20 protein-coding genes are annotated in these 22993 nt (G+C 42.5%); 19 read left to right on the forward strand and 1 reads right to left on the reverse strand.

Annotation, left to right across the window (positions count from 1 at the left end; genetic code table 11):
• Positions 1 to 89: 89 nt before the first annotated feature.
• Both ACVPON_RS07105 and ACVPON_RS07110 read left to right on the forward strand, forming a co-directional pair.
• Complete coding sequence (locus ACVPON_RS07105; RefSeq protein ID WP_462877586.1) at positions 90 to 1145, forward strand: FAD:protein FMN transferase; 1056 nt, start codon at positions 90 to 92, stop codon at positions 1143 to 1145.
• Positions 1135 to 2091 carry a 1,4-dihydroxy-2-naphthoate polyprenyltransferase gene (locus ACVPON_RS07110; protein ID WP_462877641.1) on the forward strand — a complete coding sequence of 319 codons (957 nt, stop codon included), beginning with the start codon at positions 1135 to 1137 and terminating at the stop codon, positions 2089 to 2091. Before ACVPON_RS07105 ends, ACVPON_RS07110 begins: the two co-directional genes overlap by 11 nt.
• A gap of 40 nt (positions 2092 to 2131) precedes the next feature.
• Here ACVPON_RS07110 and ACVPON_RS07115 read toward each other — a convergent pair whose 3' ends face one another.
• The gene (locus ACVPON_RS07115; protein WP_462877644.1) at positions 2132 to 2563 is read right to left on the reverse strand and encodes a NusG domain II-containing protein; all 432 of its coding nucleotides are present in this window, start codon (positions 2561 to 2563) and stop codon (positions 2132 to 2134) included.
• A 1151-nt stretch (positions 2564 to 3714) separates the two neighbouring features.
• On the opposite strand from ACVPON_RS07115, the gene rsmH reads away from it, so the two are divergent.
• The 17 genes from rsmH (at position 3715) to der (ending at position 22640) form a co-directional block, all read left to right on the forward strand.
• A complete protein-coding gene (rsmH, locus tag ACVPON_RS07120; protein WP_462877589.1) occupies positions 3715 to 4665 on the forward strand; it encodes a 16S rRNA (cytosine(1402)-N(4))-methyltransferase RsmH in 951 nt (316 codons plus the stop codon).
• Positions 4666 to 4674: 9 nt separating this feature from the next.
• Positions 4675 to 4998, forward strand: coding sequence for a cell division protein FtsL (ftsL, locus tag ACVPON_RS07125; protein WP_462877592.1), 324 nt, complete (start codon positions 4675 to 4677; stop codon positions 4996 to 4998).
• Positions 4998 to 7256, forward strand: coding sequence for a penicillin-binding protein PBP2X (pbp2x, locus tag ACVPON_RS07130; protein WP_462877597.1), 2259 nt, complete (start codon positions 4998 to 5000; stop codon positions 7254 to 7256). The genes ftsL and pbp2x overlap by 1 nt, the downstream gene beginning before the upstream one ends.
• A gap of 1 nt (position 7257) precedes the next feature.
• Positions 7258 to 8256 carry a phospho-N-acetylmuramoyl-pentapeptide-transferase gene (gene mraY / locus ACVPON_RS07135; RefSeq protein ID WP_462877601.1) on the forward strand — a complete coding sequence of 333 codons (999 nt, stop codon included), beginning with the start codon at positions 7258 to 7260 and terminating at the stop codon, positions 8254 to 8256.
• A gap of 263 nt (positions 8257 to 8519) precedes the next feature.
• Entirely contained in the window at positions 8520 to 9863 is a 1344-nt protein-coding gene (locus ACVPON_RS07140; RefSeq protein ID WP_462877605.1) for a DEAD/DEAH box helicase, read from the forward strand.
• 678 nt (positions 9864 to 10541) lie between these two features.
• A complete protein-coding gene (locus ACVPON_RS07145) occupies positions 10542 to 10766 on the forward strand; it encodes a DUF4059 family protein (RefSeq protein ID WP_462877607.1) in 225 nt (74 codons plus the stop codon).
• Positions 10767 to 10784: 18 nt separating this feature from the next.
• Positions 10785 to 11702, forward strand: a complete 918-nt coding sequence (gene trxB, locus ACVPON_RS07150; RefSeq protein ID WP_462877610.1) for a thioredoxin-disulfide reductase — start codon at positions 10785 to 10787, stop codon at positions 11700 to 11702.
• An 11-nt stretch (positions 11703 to 11713) separates the two neighbouring features.
• Positions 11714 to 12250 carry a YceD family protein gene (locus ACVPON_RS07155; RefSeq protein WP_462877612.1) on the forward strand — a complete coding sequence of 179 codons (537 nt, stop codon included), beginning with the start codon at positions 11714 to 11716 and terminating at the stop codon, positions 12248 to 12250.
• An 87-nt stretch (positions 12251 to 12337) separates the two neighbouring features.
• Entirely contained in the window at positions 12338 to 13762 is a 1425-nt protein-coding gene (gene gndA / locus ACVPON_RS07160) for an NADP-dependent phosphogluconate dehydrogenase (RefSeq protein ID WP_462877614.1), read from the forward strand.
• A gap of 3 nt (positions 13763 to 13765) precedes the next feature.
• Positions 13766 to 14458, forward strand: a complete 693-nt coding sequence (locus tag ACVPON_RS07165; RefSeq protein WP_462877618.1) for a response regulator transcription factor — start codon at positions 13766 to 13768, stop codon at positions 14456 to 14458.
• Between the two features lie 214 nt (positions 14459 to 14672).
• A complete protein-coding gene (locus tag ACVPON_RS07170; RefSeq protein WP_462877621.1) occupies positions 14673 to 15782 on the forward strand; it encodes an AI-2E family transporter in 1110 nt (369 codons plus the stop codon).
• Positions 15783 to 16428: 646 nt separating this feature from the next.
• A complete protein-coding gene (locus ACVPON_RS07175; protein ID WP_462877624.1) occupies positions 16429 to 17970 on the forward strand; it encodes a hypothetical protein in 1542 nt (513 codons plus the stop codon).
• Positions 17971 to 18082: 112 nt separating this feature from the next.
• Entirely contained in the window at positions 18083 to 18550 is a 468-nt protein-coding gene (nrdR, locus tag ACVPON_RS07180; protein ID WP_462877627.1) for a transcriptional regulator NrdR, read from the forward strand.
• 7 nt (positions 18551 to 18557) lie between these two features.
• Positions 18558 to 19706 carry a DnaD domain protein gene (locus ACVPON_RS07185; protein ID WP_462877629.1) on the forward strand — a complete coding sequence of 383 codons (1149 nt, stop codon included), beginning with the start codon at positions 18558 to 18560 and terminating at the stop codon, positions 19704 to 19706.
• The gene (gene dnaI, locus ACVPON_RS07190) at positions 19707 to 20606 is read left to right on the forward strand and encodes a primosomal protein DnaI (RefSeq protein ID WP_462877631.1); all 900 of its coding nucleotides are present in this window, start codon (positions 19707 to 19709) and stop codon (positions 20604 to 20606) included.
• A complete protein-coding gene (locus ACVPON_RS07195) occupies positions 20603 to 21316 on the forward strand; it encodes an NADPH-dependent oxidoreductase (protein ID WP_462877634.1) in 714 nt (237 codons plus the stop codon). The genes dnaI and ACVPON_RS07195 overlap by 4 nt, the downstream gene beginning before the upstream one ends.
• 13 nt (positions 21317 to 21329) lie before the next feature.
• Positions 21330 to 22640, forward strand: coding sequence for a ribosome biogenesis GTPase Der (gene der / locus ACVPON_RS07200; protein WP_462877637.1), 1311 nt, complete (start codon positions 21330 to 21332; stop codon positions 22638 to 22640).
• The last annotated feature ends 353 nt before the right edge of the window (positions 22641 to 22993 follow it).

Raw genomic sequence — 22993 nt, forward strand, 5'->3', positions numbered from 1 at the left:
TTCTAGAAGCTTCGGCTTCTGCGAAGAACTTCCTATTTTTCATTCGCTTTTTTAACGCCCTCGTATCTTATATAAAGGAGAAAGAGAATATGAAATGGAAGTGGCTAGCCATTCCTTTACTGATTTGTGGTTTCCTACTGGGAGCTTGTCAGTCTAAGCCGACAGTTGAAGAGAGTTTGCCTGTACTAGAAAAGCCTTTGACTCGGACGGAAAGTTTGCTTCATACAGTGGTACAGATTAGTATTTACCATAAGGATCAGGAAGAGGTCATGGAGGAGGGGCTTGCCTATGTCAAAGAAATGGAACGGCTCTTATCCACGAATCTGGAAGGATCGGATATTTATCGGATTAACCATGCAGCAGGAAAGGCTATCGAGGTTGACCCACGTACATTTGAATTGATTGAGCAAGCCTTGGAAATGGGTGAAAAAAGCAAGGGGCGTTTCGATGTTTCTATTGGAGCGGTCAACAATCTCTGGAAAATTGGCTCAGAGGATGCCCGAAAACCAAGTGATCAAGAAATCAAGGACGCACTACCGTACATCAACTACAAAGATGTAGAGTTGGATAAGACGAAGCAGACCGTTGCAATAAAAGAAGGGATGACGCTGGAGCTAGGTGCAATCTCAAAAGGCTATATTGCGGATGGGTTGAAAGATTTATTTTCAAGCAAGGGGATTACTACAGCCATTATCAATCTAGGCGGTAATGTGGTTGTTATGGGCAGTTCTCCTGTCCACGAGGAAGGCTGGAAGGTAGGTGTTCAGGATCCTGATGAAGTAAGGGGAACTGTCGTGGGTTCAGTCTATGTCAAAGACGGGTCGGTTGTAACCTCTGGGATTTACGAGCGTTACTTGGAAGTCGATGGGGTCATCTATCATCATATCTTAGACCCAGAAACGGGTTATCCAGTTGAAAATACGATTTCAGGTGTAACTGTTTTTACAAAAACCTCTACTCAGGGAGATGCTCTGTCTACAACGCTCTTTCTCTTAGGAATTGATAAGGGCCGCGAATTGATCGACCAGTTAGAGGACGTAGAGGCGGTCTTTATTGATAAAGATCGGGGTGTTCACTTGAGTAAGGGTCTCAAGGATCGTTTTGAATTGAGCAATAAGGAGTATCATCTTGTTAATGAGGAATGAAAAGGGGAAAATGACCCTGCCTATTTTTTTAGAATTTATCGAATTGCGAACCAAGGTTGCAAGTATCTTTCCTATGTTGCTTGGAATTGTATGGTCTATCTACCGTTACAATGCTTTTAATGGGTTGAATACTCTGCTCTTTGTCTTAGCTGTCTTGAGCTTTGATATGTGTACGACAGCTATCAATAATACGATGGATTATGTCAAGGCAAAAGATCAAGTCTACCGTGATGAGCAGAATGTCATCGGTCGTAATCAGCTTGAGCTTAGGCAAATGGGACAGATAGTCTTTGCCCTCTTGTTTTTTTCGATTGTGATTTCGCTGATGTTAGTCTGGCGGACAGACTTGATGTTATTACCGCTAGGTGCTGGTTGCTTCCTGATAGGTATTTGCTATACGTTTGGACCAATCCCCCTATCACGAATGCCACTAGGAGAGATTTTTTCAGGGATAACTATGGGCTTGGGGATCTTTTTTCTCGGTGTCTTTGTTCAGGCACCCGATTTGCTACTGACTAGTCGATTTGTCGGTCAATGGTTTCAGTTGCAGTTGGCTTGGGGGAAATGTATAGAGATTGGTTTTATGAGTTTGCCCCTCATTTGTTTGATTGCAAATATGATGCTAGCTAACAACTTATGTGATTTGGATGAAGATATCCGTAATCATCGTCATACTCTAGTCTTTCATCTTGGAAGACAAAAAGGTCTCTTACTCTATAGTTGCTTAGCCATATTGCCGTGGTTTCTATGGCTACTTTATCCCCTTTTTGGCTTTTTGCCCTTTTGGGCTTGGTTGGGCTATGGTGTCGCTCTTTTGTCCTATAGAAGTCTAGGGCGTTTCTTGGAAAAACAGGTCAAGCGTGAGACTTTTGTTGAAGCAGTAAAAAGCTTTATCCTTTTTTCTTTCATGTACTTTCTTGTCTTGCTGCTAGCTTGTGTGCTATAGAAAAAAGAGCTTGGATTTTCAAGCTCTTTTAGACTACCTGTCAAATTGGTAAAATCAATTCTTCCTCTTCTTCGTTTTCTTGATCTTCGGGGGTTCGGATTTCGATGATGAGATTATGCGGGAGGCAAACAGCAATTTCACCAGACTTGCTAATCCAGCCGGTATTGACCGCGATTTGGTCGGGACTGTTGTCTTCCTTATCACGGATGCGTGCGCCATCAACCTCAATGATGTTATATTGACCAGGATTAGGATAGTAGGTGACTTCTTTGTGGGGGGTGCTTTTTGAGAGTTTAAATTCTTCGACAACTTCGCCGTTGATACGGATAGAAGCAATCAGATATGGTTCTTCTACTTGATTCTGGCTGCCTACATAGGTGATGATAGCTGGCACGAAGGACAGGAGCAGGGTCATTCCAACTAAGACAAAATCAAAAGGTTTTAATTGACGTAAGATATGTTTCATTCCAATCCTCATTCTAGCAAGAATAAGAATATTGTAAAGGAATTTCCTTGCTTTGTAAAGATATAAGGGGTTAAAAGTAGTTGATGAATACTGGGAGGTTTACCGCTATCTATTTATTACTTTAAAGGCATTTTCTGAATAAATGCTCGTTTGACAATATGATGTAACGGGTAAAGTCTATTTTTTAGAGTATAGACAGGATATTAGGAAAGAATAGTGAGCCTTCTCATAAAGACGAAAGAATAAGTGTAAAATACGATGACACTATTTTGTACATTCAAGTGCATTATAAAGTGAGAGCAAAATCTAACCAATTTATGAGGACATAAATATTTTATAAAAACGACTTGATTTTTCGTTTTAAAAATATTATAGTAATATTGTAGTCATCAATCTAAAATAATGTATTAGAAAGGAGCATATAAGTTATTCTCATGAACGAATTTATAAAGTTTAAACTATTTATATTGTTAGTAATTTGTGTGTTCTTATTGATGAGTAGTGTTTTAGTATGGAAGATTCGAAAGATTCATATCCACTTGTTTTGGAAAGTAGTGTTGTTACTTTCTGCTACTGTTCTTCTTTGGATTCTTTGGAATGTATTGATTTGGGGTTATAATTCTTGATGACGAGAAAGCCCTTTTTGAAATAATAGTTTTCTACTAGCTCTAATAGAGTTGATATAGTTGTTTCGTTTCCTTTTAGTACTAGGCAAGGAGCTGCAGGCTGTACTGGAGTACGGCAAAGCGAGTTCCAATCATCTAGAAGATGATTGGAAGTTGGAAATAGAGAAACGGAGTTTCCACAATCGTCGAAGTAATAAAAGTTAAACTAAATGAGTATAATATCGGTACATTTGCACCCTTTTAGAGGGTGCTTTTGTGTTCTTTACGTTCTTGTATCTTGTAATTGAACACGCCCTAAACTCTGTGCGAAAAAGACCGTAACAGAAATGTATTGAAAGATAGGGTATTAGCGGTAGCTAGCTGGCTATTCCCTGCATTTCATTTGTGACTAGCCTAGCTATCTTCGCAGGGGTCTCGCAACGAAGTTGCAAGCAACTTCTGCTCGGCCGCCTATTTTCGCTTTGAGTTTTTAACGGGCTTTGTATCTTGTTGCTCTCTTTTTAGGATGAAATATGGTACAATAGTAAAGATATGATGAAGGAATTTAACCATACGACTGTTTTACTACATGAAACCGTAGATATGCTGGCGGTGAAGCCTGATGGCATCTATGTAGATGCAACCTTGGGCGGTGCAGGGCATAGCGAATATCTATTGAGCCAACTGACTGATGAAGGTCATCTCTATGCCTTTGATCAGGATGAGACGGCTATTTTGAATGCCCAAAAGCGCTTAGCTCCCTATATTGAAAAGGGGATGGTGACCTTTATCAAAGATAATTTCCGCCATCTAAAAGCTCGTTTGAAAGAGCAAGGAGTAGAGGAAATTGATGGTATTTGTTACGATTTGGGGGTATCTAGTCCCCAATTAGATGAGCGAGAACGTGGCTTTTCGTATAAAAAAGATGCGCCACTTGATATGCGAATGGACCTTACAGCGCCCCTAACAGCTTACGAAGTGGTTAATCAGTATGAATACCGTGATTTGGTGCGGATTTTCTTTACATATGGAGAGGATAAATTTTCCAAGCAAATCGCCCGAAAAATTGAACAAAGAAGAGCTGTCCAGCCGATTGAAACGACAACTGAGCTAGCAGAGGTGATTAAATCAGCCAAACCAGCGAAGGAATTGAAGAAAAAGGGGCATCCAGCCAAGCAGATTTTTCAGGCAATTCGTATTGAGGTCAATGATGAATTGGGGGCGGCAGAGGAGTCCCTCCAGCAGGCGATGGATATGCTTGCTGTAGATGGTCGCATTTCTGTCATTACCTTCCATTCTCTAGAGGATAGATTGACCAAGCAGTTGTTTAAAGAGGCTTCAACGGTTGACGTGCCAAAGGGTTTGCCCTTTATTCCTGATGATGTAAGACCCAAAATGGAATTGGTCAATCGCAAGCCTATTTTACCGAGTGAAAGTGAATTAGCAGCCAATAACCGCGCCCACTCTGCCAAACTGCGTGTGGCAAAAAAGAGATACAAGTAGGTGAAGAATATGTTACAAGATCAACGAAAAGATGCGACCATGCGCATTATTAGTGAAAAAATCAAGACATTTTCTCGAGTGGAGAAGGCATTTTACGGAAGTATCGTCTTGTCTAGCTTGGCATTGGCTGTTGGAATTATTTTCATGCAAACTCGTTTGTTGCAGGTACAGGCAGAAATGGCTCATGTCAATCAAGAAATCAATAGTAAGCAAGTGGAAATTGATGATGCCGAACAAGCTGTCAACGAGTTGATTCGAAATGCACGCTTATTAGAGATAGCAGAGAAGGCAGGTTTGACTTATAAGAATGATAATGTTGGAGTAGCAGAGTAATGTTAAAACGCAAACAACAATTATTACGGTATGTTCTAAAGAAACGCTATATTCCGTCACAAAATCGTCGGAGAGTGGGGCAAAGTCTCATTCTTCTGACGGTTTTCATCTTTTTCATCTTTTTGATTAACTTTGCCATGATTATCGGAACCGATAAAAAATTTGGTGTTGACTTATCAGAGGGGGCAAGGAAAGTTCATCAGATAGAAGTGACTGTCCAAGCTAGACGGGGAACGATTTACGATCGCACTGGTTTGCCCATTGCCAAAGATTCAACGACCTATACAGTCTATGCAGTGATTGATAAGGAATACATCTCTGCTCGGAAAGAAATTTTATATGTTGAACCTCGCCAATTCACGCAGGTTGCAGAAATCTTAAATAAGCATCTAGGGCTTGAGACAGACTATGTGATGCAGCAGTTAAATCAGCCTAAGTTGAAGCAAGTTTATTTTGGAACATTGGGGAAGAATATTTCGTATAGTACCATGACGGCGATCCAAGAGGAGATGGAAGCAGCAGGAATAAAAGGGATTGCCTTTGATACGAATCCAGGACGCCTTTACCCCAATGGAAATTTTGCTTCAAGCTTTATTGGCTTAGCCAATCTGGTTGACGAAAAGAACGATGGGAATTATCGGTTGAAAGGCCAACGAGGGTTGGAGTATTCTCTAGATAGTATCTTGGCGGGTCAAGATGGAAGAATTGTCTATGAAAAAGATAGCCGTGGTCGAATTGTTCCTGGAACAGAAGATGTCAAAGAAGCAAGAGTGGATGGTCAGGATATTTACACAACAATTTCAGCAGATCTTCAGCGTTCTCTGGAAACCAATATGGATGTTTTCTTTGAGAAGACCAAGGGAAAATATGTCAATGCAACCCTGGTTTCTGCTAAGACAGGAGAGATCCTAGCTACAACGCAACGACCGACCTACAATCCAGACACTAAGGAGGGGGTAGATGACAAGGATATCCTGCAACGTTCCCTCCTCTATCAGGAAAACTTTGAGCCAGGTTCTACCATGAAGGTCATGACGGTTGCAGCAGCGATTGATAATGGTACTTTTGCAGCAAATGAGTATTACAATCGTTCTGAAATCCAGATTGCTGATGCGACTATTCGAGACTGGGATGTCAATGCAGGCGATCTATATGCTCCGCTGACACTAACCTACGCACAAGGTTTCTACCTTTCAAGTAACGTTGGTATGACCATTTTGGAGCAAAAAATGGGAGATGAGCGTTGGTTAAATTACCTTGAGAAGTTCCGCTTTGGCTATCCAACCCGTTTTGGAATGGAGGGGGAAGAAGCAGGGCTTTTACCAGAAAATAATGTGGTATCTGTTGCGATGACTTCCTTTGGTCAAGGGATTCTAGCAACTCAAACCCAGATGCTTCGTGGCTTTAGCGCTGTTGCAAATAATGGTGTGATGCTGGAACCGAAGTTTATCACGGCTCTTTATGACGCGAATACTGATTCAGTACGCTTATCAAAGCCGGAAGTCGTAGGCAAGCCCATATCTGAGAAGGCAGCTACTGAAACGCGTCAGTACATGATTGGCGTTGGAACAGATCCGCAATTTGGAACCTTACGCTCATCTGATGGGGCAGTTATTCAAGTAGAAGGCTACAACATTGCGCTGAAATCAGGAACTGCCCAAATCGGTAAAGAAGATGGAACAGGGTATATGGAAGGGCCAAATGATACCATTAACTCTGTTGTTGCCATGATTCCAGCAGAAGACCCAGAATTTATCATGTATGTGACTGTCCAACAACCAGAAAGTTGGAGCGTCGTCTATTGGAGGGATATTATCAATCCAGCCCTCAAGGAGGCGATGCAGTTAAAAGATAGTCTCAATTTGACAACCCCTGCTCCCGCTCTCACCACTATCGCTAAAGAAACAGAGTATCAGTTGGATGATATTATCGGTCAGCAGCCAGGAGTGACGGCTAGTTTTTTACGTCAACAATTGGTGCAACCGATTATTCTGGGAAATGGTGGAGAGATTAAGAAAGTCTCTGTTGCCAGTGGTTCAAATCTAGTAGCCAATCAGCAGATTTTGCTGTTGACAAATAAGTTTGAAAGAGTGCCTGACATGTATGGGTGGACGAAAGAAAATGTGGCTATTTTCGCTGAGTGGACAGGAATAGAGATTGAATGGAGCGGTTCTGGATCGACTGTCCGTAGTCAGAGTGTCACAGTTGGCAGTGACTTAGAAAAGACGAAAAAAATAAGAATTAACTTAGGAGATTAATATGTATTCTGTAATCATAGCAGGACTGGTTGCCTTTGTGGCGACTGTCCTATTGATTCCAAGATTTATCAGCTTTTATCAAGCCAAGCGCATAGAAGGGCAACAAACTCATGAAGATGTCCTCCAACATCAGTTTAAAGCAGGAACGCCTACTATGGGAGGAACGGTTTTTCTGGTGGTAGCCATTGTTGTGACCTTTCTTTTTGCCCTCGTTTTACATATGTTGACAGGTGCAGTACTTGCAATTCTCTTTATCTTATTACTTTATGGAATCGTTGGTTTCCTAGATGATTTCCTAAAGATTTTCCGCAAGATCAATGAAGGGTTGAATCCTAAGCAAAAATTAGCTTTACAGATTCTAGGTGGTATTGTTTTTTACTTGGTACACATGCAGGGGGCAGGTGATGGAACGCTCAATGTGTTAGGCTATCCTCTTCATCTTGGTATCTTTTATATCGCCTTTGTGCTCTTTTGGCTGGTTGGATTTTCCAATGCGGTCAATCTAACAGATGGGATTGACGGGCTTGCTTCAATCTCCGTTGTTATCAGTTTGTCAGCCTATGCAATAATTGCCTTTGTTGACCGTAAATTCGATATTTTATTGGTCTGTATGACCATGATAGGAGCCTTGCTCGGATTTTTTTACTACAACCATAAACCGGCTAAAATCTTCATGGGAGATGTGGGGAGCCTGGCGCTCGGAGGGATGTTGGCAACCATTTCAATTGCCCTTCATCAAGAATGGACCCTTCTTTTTATCGGACTTGTATATGTGGTGGAAACGGTCTCGGTCATGCTTCAGGTCAGCTACTTCAAATACAGCAAGAAAAAGTATGGTGAGGGCAGACGTATCTTCCGCATGACACCATTTCATCACCATTTGGAATTAGGTGGCTTAACGGGGCAGGGGAAAAAGTGGAGCGAATGGAAGGTTGACTTCTTCTTGTGGGGAGTTGGTCTTGTGATGAGCTTACTCGTTCTGGCTATCCTGTATCTATAAAATTTCGTTCTAATCTTTCCCAACTTCCCTAGAAAGGATTACTGGAGTAGGGAGGTTTGATCTTTAAAGTTAATGAGTAACGGATATTTCGAAGATTAGTGATACTCTTTGAAAATCAAATTGAGACTTTACTGACTTGATTTGAGGAAGTTGGCTTCTATGTCTTCATCGCCTAATCTGAATATGATGTTCATTGAGTATCAAACAGCAGTCAAATGCTGTTTTTTTTGTTATAATAAGAGGAAGTAGAAAAAGAGGATATTATGAAATTTACAGAATTTACCTTAAAACCCTATATTCAAGAAGCACTGAGGGAATTGGGGTTTGTCACGGCGACAGAAGTTCAAGCCCGTCTGATTCCAATTGTCTTATCAGGACGTGACTTGGTCGGAGAATCAAAGACAGGTTCTGGGAAGACCCATACCTTTTTGATCCCCATCTTTCAGCAACTTCAAGAAAATCTTGAACAAGTACAGGTCGTGATTACGGCACCATCACGTGAGCTGGCAAGGCAGATCTATGATGCAGCCCGTCAAATTGCCCAGTGTTCGGAGACCGAAATCCGTGTTGCTAACTATGTTGGGGGGACAGATAAGCAGCGTCAGATTGAAAAGTTGCAGACCAGCCAGCCCCACATTGTCATTGGAACGCCAGGGCGTATCTATGACTTGGTGAAGTCAGGTGATTTGGCAATTCACAAGGCGACGACCTTTGTGGTGGACGAGGCAGATATGACCCTTGATATGGGCTTTTTGGAGACGGTGGATCGCATCGCCTCCAGTCTACCCCAGAAGTTGCAGTTCATGGTCTTTTCAGCGACTATTCCGCAGAAATTGCAGCCCTTTTTAAAGAAATATTTGACCAATCCAGTCATTGAGCAAATCAAGACGCAGACAGTGATTTCAGATACGATTGATAATTGGTTGATTTCGACCAAGGGTCGGGATAAAAATGCCCTTATCTTGACTATTACCCAGCTCTTGCAACCCTATTTAGCGATGATTTTTGTGAATACGAAGACGCGAGCAGATGAACTGCATAGCTACCTAATGGCAAATGGTCTACGTGTTGCAAAAATCCACGGGGATATTCCACCGCGGGAGCGCAAACGGATGATGAATCAAATCAAGAATCTAGAATTTGAATACATTGTCGCAACCGACTTGGCAGCACGGGGAATTGATATTGAAGGGGTCAGCCATGTCATCAATGACGCTATTCCTCAGGACTTATCTTTCTTTGTGCACCGCGTAGGACGGACAGGTCGTAATGGGCTCTCAGGTACCGCCATTACCCTTTACCAACCGAGTGATGATGCGGATATTCGTGAGCTTGAAAAAATGAATATCTCCTTTGTACCGAAGATGATTAAGGACAATGAATTTCAAGACACCTATGATCGTGACCGCCGTGTTAATCGGGAAAAATCAAGAGAGAAATTAGACCTTGAGATGATTGGGCTAGTCAAGAAGAAAAAGAAAAAAATCAAGCCGGGCTATAAGAAGAAGATTCAGTGGGCTGTCGATGAAAAGCGTCGTAAGACCAAGCGACTTGAAAATCGTGCCAAGGGACGGGCAGAGCGGAAAGCGAAGCGCCAAACCTTTTAGAATAAGATGTGAAGCCGTTAAAAACCGATTGAAAAATAGGAAATCGAAGCAGGTTGCTTGGCAACCAATGAGATTTATCTTTTTTCCGAGGTTTTAGGCTGAACTCAACTACATAAGATACGAGGGCGTTAAAAAAGCGAATGAAAAATAGGAAGTTCTTCGCAGAAGCTGAAGCTTCTAGAAGAAGTTATCTTTTTTCCGAGCTTTTAGCCCGAGTTCAATTAAGATACGAGAGCGTGACACGAGTAAAGCAAAAATAGGAGTTTTGACGCAGAACCTTGGTTCTAGGAAAAACTATCTTTTTTCCGAGCTTTTAGCTCGAGTTCAATTAAAATGTGAGGACGTCAAAAAAATGGAAAGAAAAATAGGGAATAGGAGAAGATTACCTCCAGTAATCGATACAATTCATCTTTTTTCTAGCATTTTTAGTCCGAACTCAATTAAATCTAAGATACCAAGCCCCCGTGAAGAACTCAACGTAAAAATAGGAAATTTGCCGAGTGAAAAGCTCCGGGGGAGGTTTTTAGCCTATTTCTTAAAGGTAGCTGAGCGTTTGCCATAGTAAACGTCTATTTCCACCTCTAGAGGGCTGTTCTACTTGTAGTAGAAACAGGACTCTTGGAAAGAAGTGTAGTGCGCTATGAGTATGGATGATGAAGATAGGAAACAGGAAAACAGATGTTACAAACAATAGTAGGCCTTTATCTGAAGAGCCTGTTCATTGCAGCGGTTTTGGTGGTTTTGGCTAGCCTAGCTTGGTTTTTACTCCGCTTGTTCAAGAAAAAAGACAAGACCATTCAAGAACGTCAAGAGGTTCTCTTTGATTTGTTAATTATTAATGTGATGACCATTCCCATTTTATCCTTTGGGATTGTGAGCATTTTGCTCATGTTAAGAGTGTAGAAGAAAGAAGGAAGAAAGATGTACGATACAATTATTATTGGAGCAGGTCCTGCTGGGATGACCGCAGCCTTATATGCTGCCCGGAGCAATCTAAAGGTGGCACTTTTAGACCGTGGTATCTATGGCGGGCAAATGAACAATACTGCAGAGATTGAAAATTACCCAGGCTATGACCATATCAGTGGTCCTGACTTGGCTGAAAAAATGTTTGCACCACTTGCAAAGTTTGGGGTGGAGCATCTCTATGGTCAGGTGATTCGTGTGGAGACAGATGGGCTGGTCAAACGTGTTGTGACAGAAGAGGAGACCTTGGAAGCCTCCACACTTGTCCTTGCCATGGGAGCCCAACATCGTTTGCTAGGAGTACCTGGAGAAGATACTTACAATAGTCGTGGGGTGTCTTACTGCGCAGTTTGTGACGGAGCTTTCTTCAGAGGTCAAGACCTATTGGTTGTAGGTGGCGGTGATTCTGCTGTTGAAGAAGCCCTTTACTTGACTCAATTTGCAAATACAGTGACTATTGTGCACCGCCGTGATGAATTGCGTGCCCAAAAAGTTATCCAAGAACGTGCCTTTGCGAATGAAAAAATTCGTTTTATCTGGGACAGTGTGGTGGAAGAAATCCAAGGGGATGACCTCAAGGTGCAGGAAGTTTTGATTAAAAATGTCAAGACAGGAGAAGTGGTAGCTCATGCTTTCGGTGGTGTGTTCATTTATGTGGGACTTGATCCGATGACAGAAGCAGTGGCAGATTTAGGAATTACTGATGAGCAGGGTTGGATTGTGACCGATGAGCAGATGGCAACAAGTCAGTCAGGAATCTTTGCGATTGGAGATGTCCGCCAAAAACAACTACGCCAGATTACAACGGCTGTAGGAGATGGGGCGATTGCTGGTCAGCAGGTTTACCACTATATTACTGAGCACGTAAACTAAGAGGAGAAGAGATGTTCCATATCCAAGATATTCAGAAAAAAACGGCTGGTATCTCCTTTGACGAAAGGCTTGAACTTTCTGATGAGCTCAAGGCTCGAAATGCTGAGATTCTAGAGATTTCCCCGATTAAGGTAGTAGGACGGGTCAGCTTTGAAGCAGGTTTCTTTCTCTTGAATTATCAAATGACCTATGAGATTACGCTTGCTTCAAGTCGTTCGATGGAGCCAGTTGTACTATCTGAATCTTTCCCAGTTCAGGAGATATTTGTAGCAGATGAGCAGTCCTTGAAAGACCAAGACATGGTGGAAGAAGACTTGGTGCTTGTTATTGAAGACGATATGATTGTGCTGGCAGAAAGCGTAGCAGATCATATTCTATTACAGATTCCACTCAAGGTTCTGACAGCTGAGGAAGCAGCAGGGCAGGGCTTACCATCAGGTGATCATTGGACGGTGATGACAGAAGAAGACTATGCAGTGGTGGCTCAAGAGAAAAAGGAAGCAAATAGCCCTTTTGCCCAACTACAAGGACTTTTTGAGGAAGAATGAAATTGACAGAAAATTGGAAAAATCTTGTCAATAGCTTGATTTCATTGTATAATGAAAAGGATATTAAGAAATAGGAGTAGAATATTCATGACAAAAGCAAATTTTGGTGTTGTGGGAATGGCAGTGATGGGGCGCAACCTTGCACTTAATGTAGAATCAAGGGGCTATACTGTTGCGATTTACAACCGTTCAGCAGATAAGACAGAAGATGTCGTTGCAAGCAACCCAGGTAAAAAGTTACTGCCAAGCTATGATGTAGAAAGTTTTGTACAGTCTATTGAAACACCACGCCGGATCATGCTCATGGTGCAGGCAGGTCCTGGTACAGATGCGACTATCCAAGCCTTATTACCCCACCTTGATGAGGGAGACATCTTAATTGATGGCGGGAATACCTTCTATCAAGATACGATTCGTCGTTCAAAAGAACTTGCTAATTCGGGTATCAACTTTATCGGGACAGGGGTTTCTGGTGGAGAAAAAGGGGCGCTTGAAGGACCTTCCATTATGCCGGGTGGACAAAAAGAAGCCTATGATTTAGTTGCAGATGTATTGGAAGAAATTTCAGCCAAGGCTCCTGAAGATGGTGCGCCATGTGTGACCTATATTGGTCCAGATGGAGCGGGTCACTATGTGAAAATGGTGCATAATGGCATCGAATATGGGGACATGCAGTTGATTGCAGAAAGCTACGATTTGATGCAACGCTTGCTCGGTCTTTCTGTAGATGAAATGGCTGACATCTTTACTGAATGGAATAAGGGTGAGCTTGATAGCTACTTGATTGAAATTACAGCAGACATCTTGAAACGCAAGGACGATGAAGGGCAAGACGGTCCAATCGTTGACTACATTCTTGATGCAGCTGGAAACAAGGGAACTGGTAAATGGACGAGCCAATCGTCACTTGATTTGGGTGTGCCTTTGTCCTTGATTACAGAGTCTGTATTTGCCCGCTATATCTCAACTTATAAAGAAGAACGTGTACATGCTAGCAAGGTCTTGCCAAGACCAGCAGTTTTTGAATATGAAGGAGACAAGGCTGAATTGATTGAAAAAATCCGCCAAGCCCTCTACTTCTCAAAAATTATGTCTTATGCCCAAGGTTTTGCTCAGTTGCGGGTTGCTTCTAAGGACAATCATTGGAATTTGCCATTTGGTGAGATTGCGAAAATCTGGCGTGCAGGATGTATTATCCGTGCTCGGTTCTTACAAAAGATTACCGATGCCTATGGTCGTGATGAGGATCTTGCCAACCTCCTCTTAGATGAATACTTCCTTGATGTAACAGCTAAATACCAGCAAGCTGTTCGTGATGTAGTCACCTTAGCGGTACAAGCAGGTGTTCCAGTTCCAACCTTCTCAGCAGCGATTACCTACTTTGACAGTTACCGTGCTGAAAACCTACCAGCTAATCTCATTCAAGCGCAACGTGATTACTTTGGGGCGCATACGTATGAACGTAAAGACAAAGAGGGAATCTTCCATTACTCATGGTATGATGAAAAATAATTTATGGTAAAAAAAATCTTAATTGCAGGTCGTGAGCGTAACCTCTCTCATTTTGTGTCCATGGAGTTACAAAAAAAGGACTACTTGGTCGACTATACATCTACAGGAAAAGAAGCGCTTCAGCTTGCACATGAGACAGACTTTGATTTGATTCTCATGAGTTTTCGACTGTCAGACATGTCTAGCCATGACTTGGCAGCCGAATTGATTAAAATAAAGCCGACTACGGTCATGATTGTGGTGGTAGATAGTGAAGATGCAGTGCAGTATGGTGTTGATATTCAGCGCTACGCTGTTTCCTACATCATTAAACCCTTTGTTATCAGCGACTTGGTTGAACAAGTGACTTCTATCTTTAGGGGAAGAGATTATATTGATCAGCATTGTAAGCAGGTCAAGCTTCAAGCAGCCTACCGTGACCTGAAGATTGATTTTCAAAATCGGACAGTCACCCGTGGTTCTGAATTGATTAGCCTAACTCGCAGGGAGTATGATCTTCTTGCTACCCTCATGAATAGTCAAGAAACCTTGACCCGAGAGCAACTCTTGGATCGGGTCTGGAAGTATGAAGCTACAGCTGAAACCAATGTCGTAGATGTCTACATCCGCTATCTGCGTGGGAAATTGGACCTGCCAGGTCGCGAGTCTTATATCAAGACTGTCCGTGGTGTGGGCTATGCCATGCGGGAGGAATGACAGGAAGGTGGCATAGCAAACCACTGCCTGAACAATCGTAGTATTTTGATAAAAAATGAATTTCTAGAGAGAACAACGGATGTTCTCTCTTTTTCCCAGGCTTTTAGCCCAAGTTCAATTATAAAAAGAGCCTAGATGACTGTATAATCATTTTCTGACTTTTTCTTCAAATTATGCTATCATAGTAGGGATTAGATTGAAAAGGGGACAAGTAATGGAGAGTTCATTAAAAGAGAAATTGCTATTGATTAGTTTTACGGCAGTGGTTTTGCTGGCAGTGTTAAACTATTCAGATATTTACAGCACGGCTAAGGTCTTGCTCTCAAGCATGAATGCCTTGTTTATCGGGGCGATTTTTGCCTTTATTTTGAATGTTCCGATGAAGAAGTTGGAAGACTTGATTGAAAAGGTTTCTTTCCTGCGGAAAAGCAAGCGCTCCTTAGCGATTATTGGGGTTTTAATTGCCTTTGGTTTGATTGTAACAGGGGTCGTAGTCATTATCCTGCCGACCCTGGTGTCAACTGTGTCCGAATTGGTATCTGTTACGAATCAAGCTATTCCAAAGCTCATTCAGACCTTGCAAGATAGTGGCTTCTTGTCTAGTAAATTGGGTAGTCGCTTGAATAGCTACGTAACCCAGTTTACAGATTGGTCTAAATTATCAGGCTTTGCTGCAGCCTTTCTTGCGGGTCTGGCAAATAATGTGACTGTTATTTTTTCAAATATCTTAACTTTAATTATGGCTTTCTTTATCACTTTGAGCATTCTGGGAAGCAAGGAACATTTGCAGGATATGACAGGGAAGTTACTGCATGCCGTTTTTCCAGAAAGAGTGGTGCGCATCATTGCCTATATTGGTGAGGTAATTGTTGAAACCTATGATCGGTTCTTGATGAGTCAGATTGTAGAAGCTGTCATTATTGGAATGCTGGTCTTTGTCAGCTATTCTCTTTTCTCTATTCCGTATGCGGGAATGGCAGGAATTTTAGCAGGAGTGCTGTCCTTTGTGCCTTATATCGGTCCTTTTTCGGCTTGTATCATTAGCGCCCTCTTTGTATCTGTCCACAATCCATGGTTGGCTCTCTGGTCCATTATTCTCTTCCAGCTGATCCAACTGATAGAAGGAAATGTTATCTATCCTCGTGTGGTAGGGCAATCCGTTGGACTGCCAACCCTCTTTACCTTAGCTGCAGCCTTAATCGGTGGAAATTTATTTGGCTTGTTGGGAATGGTCTTTTTCACTCCTATCTTTGCGGTGATTTATCGCTTGGTGAGAGAATGGACCTATAGCCGGCTTGAGAAAAAACAAGATACGAGAGCGTGAAAAAATTCGTATGAAAATAGGAACTTGTCGCAGTGCCTTAGGGCACGAGAAAATTTCTCTTTTTCACTAGAATTTTAGCACGAGTTCAATTAAACAAGATACGAGAGCGTGAAAAAATTCGTATGAAAATAGGAACTTGTCGCAGTGCCTTAGGGCACGAGAGAGTTTCTCTTTTTCACTAGAATTTTAGCATGAGTTCAATTAAACAAGATACGAGAGCGTGAAAAAATTCGTATGAAAATAGGAACTTGTCGCAGTGCCTTAGGGCACGAGAGAATTTCTCTTTTTCACTAGAATTTTAGCACGAGTTCAATTAAACAAGATACGAGAGCGTAAAACGCGACTGTCCCCCAGTAAGATTTTGCCACCTTGCCTGGTACTAAGAGTAAACGAAACAACTATATGACAAACTAATACTCTTTAAAAATCAAAAGGCTCCTTCGTCAACTTGCCTTGGTGAAGGCTCGTTCTACCTTGGGCTTCGATTATAAGGAAATGAGCGGTGCTACTCTCATTTCCAACCTTTCACCATTCTTAATTGTGAAAGCGAGTCTACTTTTGATTTTGATTGAGTATAAAAAGGAAAAATAAATAGAAAAGAGCTTGGAGTTCAGTCTCTAGCTCTTTTATATGGAAAGAAGGAAAGATGTTATCGAAATTACAAGAATCGATCTATCGAATCATGCAGGACATGATTGGCTACGGGGCTCGCTTCCTTTTTCTGCTGGTAGTTATCGCTACGATCCTGTTTCAAGCAGTTATCTATCTACCTTACAAAAAATGGGTCGGGCTGAGCTTTAGTGATATTTGGACAGTCCTGTCAGTTTTACTGGTTTGCTTCTTTTTTGGGCTATTCTCTCGATTATGGAAGAATCTTTCTTGTCGCAACTTGTTTATTATGCTCTCTCTTGTCTATGTATTGGTAGGTCTTATCCTCATCTTTTGTCTGCCAGCTCAATTACGGGATGATGCCGATTCAGTCTGGCGGGCAGCAGTTTTGTTAAATAAGGGAGATACCCGTTTTTTACAGGCAGGTGCCTACTTGAATCGCTATCCCCACCAATTGGGTCTTGTCAGTCTGGAGCGTTTGGTATTATGGGCGTTTCCGAGAGCCAGTGTACGGATTTTTTATTTCCTAAATCTTTTAGCAATTCTAGGGATAAATTATGCGAATTGGAAATTAAGTGAGGACTTATTTCAAAATGAAAGGGTCAGCTGGTATACGATTCTAGCTCTCTTTACTTTTTTGCCTCAATTTTTTAATATGTTCTTTGTCTATGGCCTGGTTTATGGACTTTGTGCAGCCAGTTTTGGTCTCCTCTATTTCAATCGCTATCTTCAGACACAAGATTTCAAGCATGCGCTCTTAGCCAGTTTAGGTTTATCTTTATCGTACTGGATTCGGAATAACAACAGTATTTTGCTAGTAGCTGTTGTTCTTATCCTGCTTCTGGAATGTCTCCGTCGGCGTAAGCCGTACTTGCTTGGCCTATTGGTTCCCCTTTTAGTCGCTTCCTTTGGTCTTAATAGGGCAACAGTAGCTTATTATGAGAAAGTGGGACAGGTGAGTTTTGCCCCAAATCCTAAGGTAACCTGGCTAGCAATGGGCTTGCAAGATACCCAAACAGAGCTCCGACGAGGAGGCTGGTACAATAAATATGTCAGACGGGTTTATGACCGCTATGAAGGCGCTGAGGAAAAGATTGGGCAAGCTGCTAAGCTAGAGATTCACCATCGGATAGAGGATTTTGTGGAGAATCCGGTCTATGCTGGGCAATTTTTTATGAAAAAGTTTGTGACAACCTGGGCGGAGTCAACCTTTCAGTCTATTTGGTCAGGACCCAGTAAGCTCCAACAGCGCCCGCTAAAAGGGGTAGGACTAGAGAGCCTTTACCGAGGTGGTGCGATGTATCGCCTCTTTTATCATTATACCCATGCTTACTTAATCTTGCTATATGGTGGTGCCTTTGTATTTTTAGTCGTGCTCCCTCCACGGAAGCGTCTGCCGATCGCCTATTATGCCTATGTCTACTGGGCAGGAGGAGTGGTGTTTCATTTATTGTGGGAGACCAAAAGCCAATATGCCTATCCCTATGTCTTTTTCATGATTCCCTTTGCGGTGAAAGGCTATCAAGAAGGGCGGGAGTGGTTACAAAAACGGCAGCAAAGTGTGAGAAATCATACCTAAAGAAGCTGATGTGAGAAGTCTTCTCCTAGGGAGTGAGTTGGATCTTGCTCCCTTTTATTATCCTGTGAAATATGATACAATGAAGTCATCATGATAGAATGGGAGAAGTAGTATGCGTTGCCCCAAATGTGCCAGTATAAAATCCAGTGTTGTTGATAGTCGTCAGGCAGAAGATGGAAATACCATTCGCCGTAGAAGAGTGTGTGAAAACTGTGGTCACCGCTTTACGACCTATGAACGAGTAGAAGAAAAAACCTTGGTGGTCGTGAAAAAGGATGGAACCCGGGAACAATTTTCCCGTGAGAAAATTTTTAATGGAATTATTCGTTCTGCTCAAAAGCGTCCTGTTTCTAGTAATGAAATTGAAGAAGTGGTCAATCGGATTGAGCAAAAGGTTCGAGCCCACAGCGATAGTGAAGTGGAAAGTGATTTGATTGGAAATTTAGTGATGGAAGAGTTGGTGGAGTTGGATGAGATTACCTATGTCCGTTTTGCCTCAGTCTATCGTTCCTTTAAAGATGTGGGTGAATTGGAAAACTTGCTCAAACAAATCACTAAGGGCAGCAAGACAAGAAGATAGGTAGTACATGAAACCAAGTGATCAATATTCTTACATGCGAAAGAACGCTATAAGTCCTAACTGGCTTAGCTTTATCCTCTGTTATCAACCCATTATTGGTCAGGATGCGGCTGCGGTCTATCAATTTTTATGGGCTGGCTATGATCATGGGGCGGGTAAGTATAGCCTTAGCCGGATTTTAAACCATGTCAATATGGGGCTCCATCGCTTGGAGAAAGCGATAGATATATTGGGAGCTATGGACTTACTTGCTGTCTACCAAAAGGACAATGCGGTATTGTTTTGCATGATAGAACCCTTAACAAAAGAGGATTTTTTGAAGAATCCCCTCTATCAAAAACTCCTGATCAAAAAAATCGGAGAGCCGGCAGTTGAGGAATGGACCCTCTCAAGACCAGTATCAGATACGGAAGTGACCAGGCATTTTTCAGATGTCTTTACCAGTGAGGGAGAATTTTCGCTTGCTCCTCTTGCTACACCGAGCTTTGATTTACAGGCTTTTAAGACGATGATGGCTCGCGATCAGTTACGGTTTCAAAATGAAACAGATGATGTGATTGCCCTCTATCATTTGGCGGAAAAAAAGGGTTGGGACTGGCAAGAGGCTTATAAAGTCGCAAAAGAAACTGCTCATGCTCAGATGATTTTAGTGAAACGTATGGAGCAAAAGGCGGAGGCAAAACCTATCGCGGCTAGTCTGACCAGACAGGAGCAAGCTATCGTCCATGAAAGTAGGTCCAAGACGGCACTTGAATTTTTAACCATGCTAAAAGAAGCGCGCAAGGCGCAGCTCACGAAATCAGAACGTAAGTGCTTGCAACAATTGATAGACTTGGGCTTATTAGATGAGGTTATCAATGTACTTGTCCTTTATACCTTTAACAAGGTTGATTCGGCTAATTTACAAGAAGCCTATGCCTTGAAATTGGGAAACGACTTTTCCTACAAGCAGATTCGAAGCGCAGAGCAGGCGGTCTATCATCTGCGCGATAGCAAAGACCGAAGCCGTAAGAAGCAAGAGACCCAGGCGCCAAAGAGCAATGTGCCTGAGTGGAGTAAGCAGGAAGTAAAAACCGAGCAGACAGCAAGAGGTCAGGCTGAACTGGCTGCGCTCTATCGTGAATTAGAAGCCATGGAAATGAGAGGAGAGGGATAGATGAAACTTGTCCAAGACAGAATACCGCAGGGGGCTGAATCAGGAAGAAAGTCTTATCAGGAGCTTTATCAAGAGCTTATTCAGGATAAGGAAGTAGCTGACTTTATCCGTCATCATCAACTGACAGAGGAAGAAATTACCCGTTCGATTTCCAAATTTTTTGAATATGTGACCGAGCGAAAAAAATTCCTCCATCAGGATAACTCTTATATTGCAGTCGGCTATCAGCCGGTTCTCATCATGAATGAGGGGTATGCAGATGTATCCTATTTGGAAACGGCTGAATTGCTTGAATATCGGAGGGTAGAGGCAGTTAAAAGTCGCATTCAGCTAATCAATCTTCCGGCTCATCTGAAAAATATCACGATTGCAGATGTAGATCTTAAGGATGAAAATCGCGTAAAGGTCACAAAAGCCATTACGGAATTTGTCAAACAGGTCGGTCAAGATAATAAAGGTTTATATCTCTATGGCAATTTTGGGGTTGGCAAAAGCTACCTCATGGCCTATTTAGCAAATCTCCTGTCTAAGACCCACCAGTTGTCTACTACCATGCTTCATTATCCGACCTTTGTGGTTGACATCAAAAATGCAATTGGAGAGGGCTTGGTAAAGGAAAAGATTGATGCCATTAAGACCGCCCAAGTCTTGATTTTAGATGATATTGGTGCAGAGCAGCATAGCTCTTGGGTGCGTGATGATGTCCTTCAGGTTATCTTGCAGCACCGAATGCAGGAAAACCTACCAACCTTTTTTACCTCGAATTTTTCCTTTGCGGATTTGGAGCGCCACTTTGCAGCAGGACGCTCAGGAGATGAAACTTGGCAGGCTAAGCGGGTGATGGAACGCATCCGATTTTTAGCCACTGAATTACAATTAGGAGGAAGGAACCGTCGATGAATGAAACAATAGAGTTAATGTTAGCCCATAGCTCGGTCCGTAGGTTTACCGATGATGTGATTTCAGATGAAGATTTGGAGGCGATTATCAGTGCGGGACGCGCAGCTTCGACTTGGAAAAATTTTCAATCCTACTCGATTGTTGTAGTGCGCTCAAAAGAAAAGAAAGAAGCCTTGCATGCTTTGACCCCTCAACCAGCTATTTTACAGGCAGATACCATTTTGCTCTTTGTGGGTGACCACCATCGGGCGAGCAAGGCTGCACAGCTCCACCAAACCACCTTTGATGCCAAAGGAACAGAAAATCTGTTAATCTCTTCAGTAGATGCAGCGTTAGCTGGACAAAATGCCCTGCTTGCGGCGGAGAGTTTGGGTTATGGCGGTGTCTTCATTGGCATGATTCGCCATGCAGCGAGGGCTGTTGCCGACCTCTTTAAATTGCCAGACTATACCTATCCTGTCTTTTGTATCGCCCTAGGAAAGCCTAATCAGCAGTTTCCAGTTAAGCCGCGTCTACCTCAAGAAGCAATTGTCTTTCAGGAAGAATACAAGGAACAAGGCGTGGAGACGATTATGGCCTATGATCAGATCCAATCAGACTATGCAGGAGCCAGACAGAAAGAAACCTGGTCAGAACGTTTGCTTGCCCAATTTGGTCAAGCAGAACACCCAGAAACAAGAACACTTTTGAAAGAAAAACACTTATTGTAGAAAAGGAGGAGCAATGGCTCTACCAACTATTGCCATCGTGGGGCGTCCTAACGTTGGAAAATCAACCTTATTTAATCGGATTGCCGGCGAGCGCATTTCTATCGTAGAAGATATAGAAGGTGTGACCCGCGATCGAATCTACGCAACAGCTGAATGGCTCAACCGTCATTTCAGCCTCATTGATACAGGGGGAATTGATGATGTTGATGCCCCCTTTATGGAGCAAATCAAGCATCAGGCAGAGATTGCCATGAATGAAGCAGATGTCATCGTCTTTGTCGTATCAGGTAAGGAGGGAGTGACAGATGCCGATGAATATGTGGCAAAAATCCTCTATAAGACCAATAAACCCGTTATTTTAGCGGTGAATAAGGTTGACAACCCTGAAATGCGTAGCGATATATATGACTTTTATTCTTTGGGATTAGGGGATCCCTATCCAGTATCTTCTGTTCATGGGATTGGTACAGGAGATGTACTCGATGCCATTGTAGAAAATCTGCCAGCTGAGGGTGAAGCAGAAAATCCAGATATGATCAAATTCAGTTTAATCGGTCGTCCAAATGTTGGAAAGTCGAGCTTGATTAACGCTATTTTAGGTGAGGAGCGTGTGATTGCTAGCCCTCTTGCAGGGACGACGCGTGATGCGATTGATACGGTCTTTACGGATAGCGAGGGACAGGAATTTACCATGATTGATACTGCAGGGATGCGGAAGTCTGGAAAAATCTATGAAAATACGGAGAAATACTCTGTCATGCGTGCCATGCGTGCCATTGATCGTTCTGATGTGGTTCTCATGGTCTTGAATGCTGAGGAGGGGATTCGCGAGTATGATAAGCGAATTGCTGGATTTGCCCATGAAGCAGGAAAAGGGATGGTGATTGTTGTGAACAAGTGGGATACCCTTGAAAAGGACAATAAGACCATGCAGAACTGGGAAGCAGATATTCGAGACCAATTTCAGTATCTATCGTATGCCCCGATTCTCTTTGTGTCTGCTTTGACCAAGCAACGTCTGCACAAGCTACCAGCCATGATCAAACAAATCAGTCAAAGTCAACAGACCCGGATTTCATCTGCTGTCTTGAACGATGTCATTATGGATGCGATTGCGATTAACCCGACACCGACAGATAAGGGCAAGCGCCTTAAAATTTTTTATGCAACCCAAGTGGCGACCAAACCACCAACCTTTGTTATCTTTGTCAATGAAGAAGAACTCATGCATTTCTCTTACCTGCGCTTCCTTGAAAACCAGATTCGCAAGGCTTTCGTCTTTAGTGGTACCCCGATTCATTTGATTGCCCGTAAGCGGAAGTAGTCTGATAGGGGAGAGATGGTGCTTTCTTCTATAGGGGGATGATTTGCTACTCCTGCGTCTGAATAGGAATAAAAGCAAGAGGGAGTGGGAAAGAAATCAGCAAGTCAATAAATAGCTAAGAAATGGCTCCAACATAATGGATAGAAAAAATACAGACGAGTGGCTGGATTTCATCAAAATCAGCTTGCACTGTCTGTGTTTTTTAGTGTTCAGCTTGTTTCAATCCTCATCATTTTTGAGGCTCTTTGTCAACTGTAGTGGGTAGATGAAAAGCTAACACCTAGAGAGGACGAACTTGGTTCTCTCTTTCTTTACGTTTAAAGCAATCAAAATGCGTTTTTTAAAGTTTTCAA

The organism is Streptococcus sp. 1F3 (genome assembly GCF_054968985.1).

Excerpts from the sequence above, each read along its gene's own strand:
- ACVPON_RS07145 (WP_462877607.1), top strand. The coding sequence starts at position 10,542 with ATGTTACAAACAATAGTAGGCCTTTATCTGAAGAGCCTGTTCATTGCA.
- ACVPON_RS07195 (WP_462877634.1), top strand. The coding sequence starts at position 20,603 with ATGAATGAAACAATAGAGTTAATGTTAGCCCATAGCTCGGTCCGTAGG.
- trxB (WP_462877610.1), top strand. The coding sequence starts at position 10,785 with ATGTACGATACAATTATTATTGGAGCAGGTCCTGCTGGGATGACCGCA.
- pbp2x (WP_462877597.1), top strand. The coding sequence starts at position 4,998 with ATGTTAAAACGCAAACAACAATTATTACGGTATGTTCTAAAGAAACGC.
- gndA (WP_462877614.1), top strand. The coding sequence starts at position 12,338 with ATGACAAAAGCAAATTTTGGTGTTGTGGGAATGGCAGTGATGGGGCGC.
- mraY (WP_462877601.1), top strand. The coding sequence starts at position 7,258 with ATGTATTCTGTAATCATAGCAGGACTGGTTGCCTTTGTGGCGACTGTC.
- dnaI (WP_462877631.1), top strand. The coding sequence starts at position 19,707 with ATGAAACTTGTCCAAGACAGAATACCGCAGGGGGCTGAATCAGGAAGA.
- ftsL (WP_462877592.1), top strand. The coding sequence starts at position 4,675 with ATGTTACAAGATCAACGAAAAGATGCGACCATGCGCATTATTAGTGAA.
- ACVPON_RS07170 (WP_462877621.1), top strand. The coding sequence starts at position 14,673 with ATGGAGAGTTCATTAAAAGAGAAATTGCTATTGATTAGTTTTACGGCA.
- ACVPON_RS07155 (WP_462877612.1), top strand. The coding sequence starts at position 11,714 with ATGTTCCATATCCAAGATATTCAGAAAAAAACGGCTGGTATCTCCTTT.
- ACVPON_RS07105 (WP_462877586.1), top strand. The coding sequence starts at position 90 with ATGAAATGGAAGTGGCTAGCCATTCCTTTACTGATTTGTGGTTTCCTA.
- ACVPON_RS07110 (WP_462877641.1), top strand. The coding sequence starts at position 1,135 with ATGAGGAATGAAAAGGGGAAAATGACCCTGCCTATTTTTTTAGAATTT.
- der (WP_462877637.1), top strand. The coding sequence starts at position 21,330 with ATGGCTCTACCAACTATTGCCATCGTGGGGCGTCCTAACGTTGGAAAA.
- ACVPON_RS07165 (WP_462877618.1), top strand. The coding sequence starts at position 13,766 with ATGGTAAAAAAAATCTTAATTGCAGGTCGTGAGCGTAACCTCTCTCAT.
- rsmH (WP_462877589.1), top strand. The coding sequence starts at position 3,715 with ATGATGAAGGAATTTAACCATACGACTGTTTTACTACATGAAACCGTA.
- ACVPON_RS07185 (WP_462877629.1), top strand. The coding sequence starts at position 18,558 with ATGAAACCAAGTGATCAATATTCTTACATGCGAAAGAACGCTATAAGT.
- ACVPON_RS07140 (WP_462877605.1), top strand. The coding sequence starts at position 8,520 with ATGAAATTTACAGAATTTACCTTAAAACCCTATATTCAAGAAGCACTG.
- nrdR (WP_462877627.1), top strand. The coding sequence starts at position 18,083 with ATGCGTTGCCCCAAATGTGCCAGTATAAAATCCAGTGTTGTTGATAGT.
- ACVPON_RS07175 (WP_462877624.1), top strand. The coding sequence starts at position 16,429 with ATGTTATCGAAATTACAAGAATCGATCTATCGAATCATGCAGGACATG.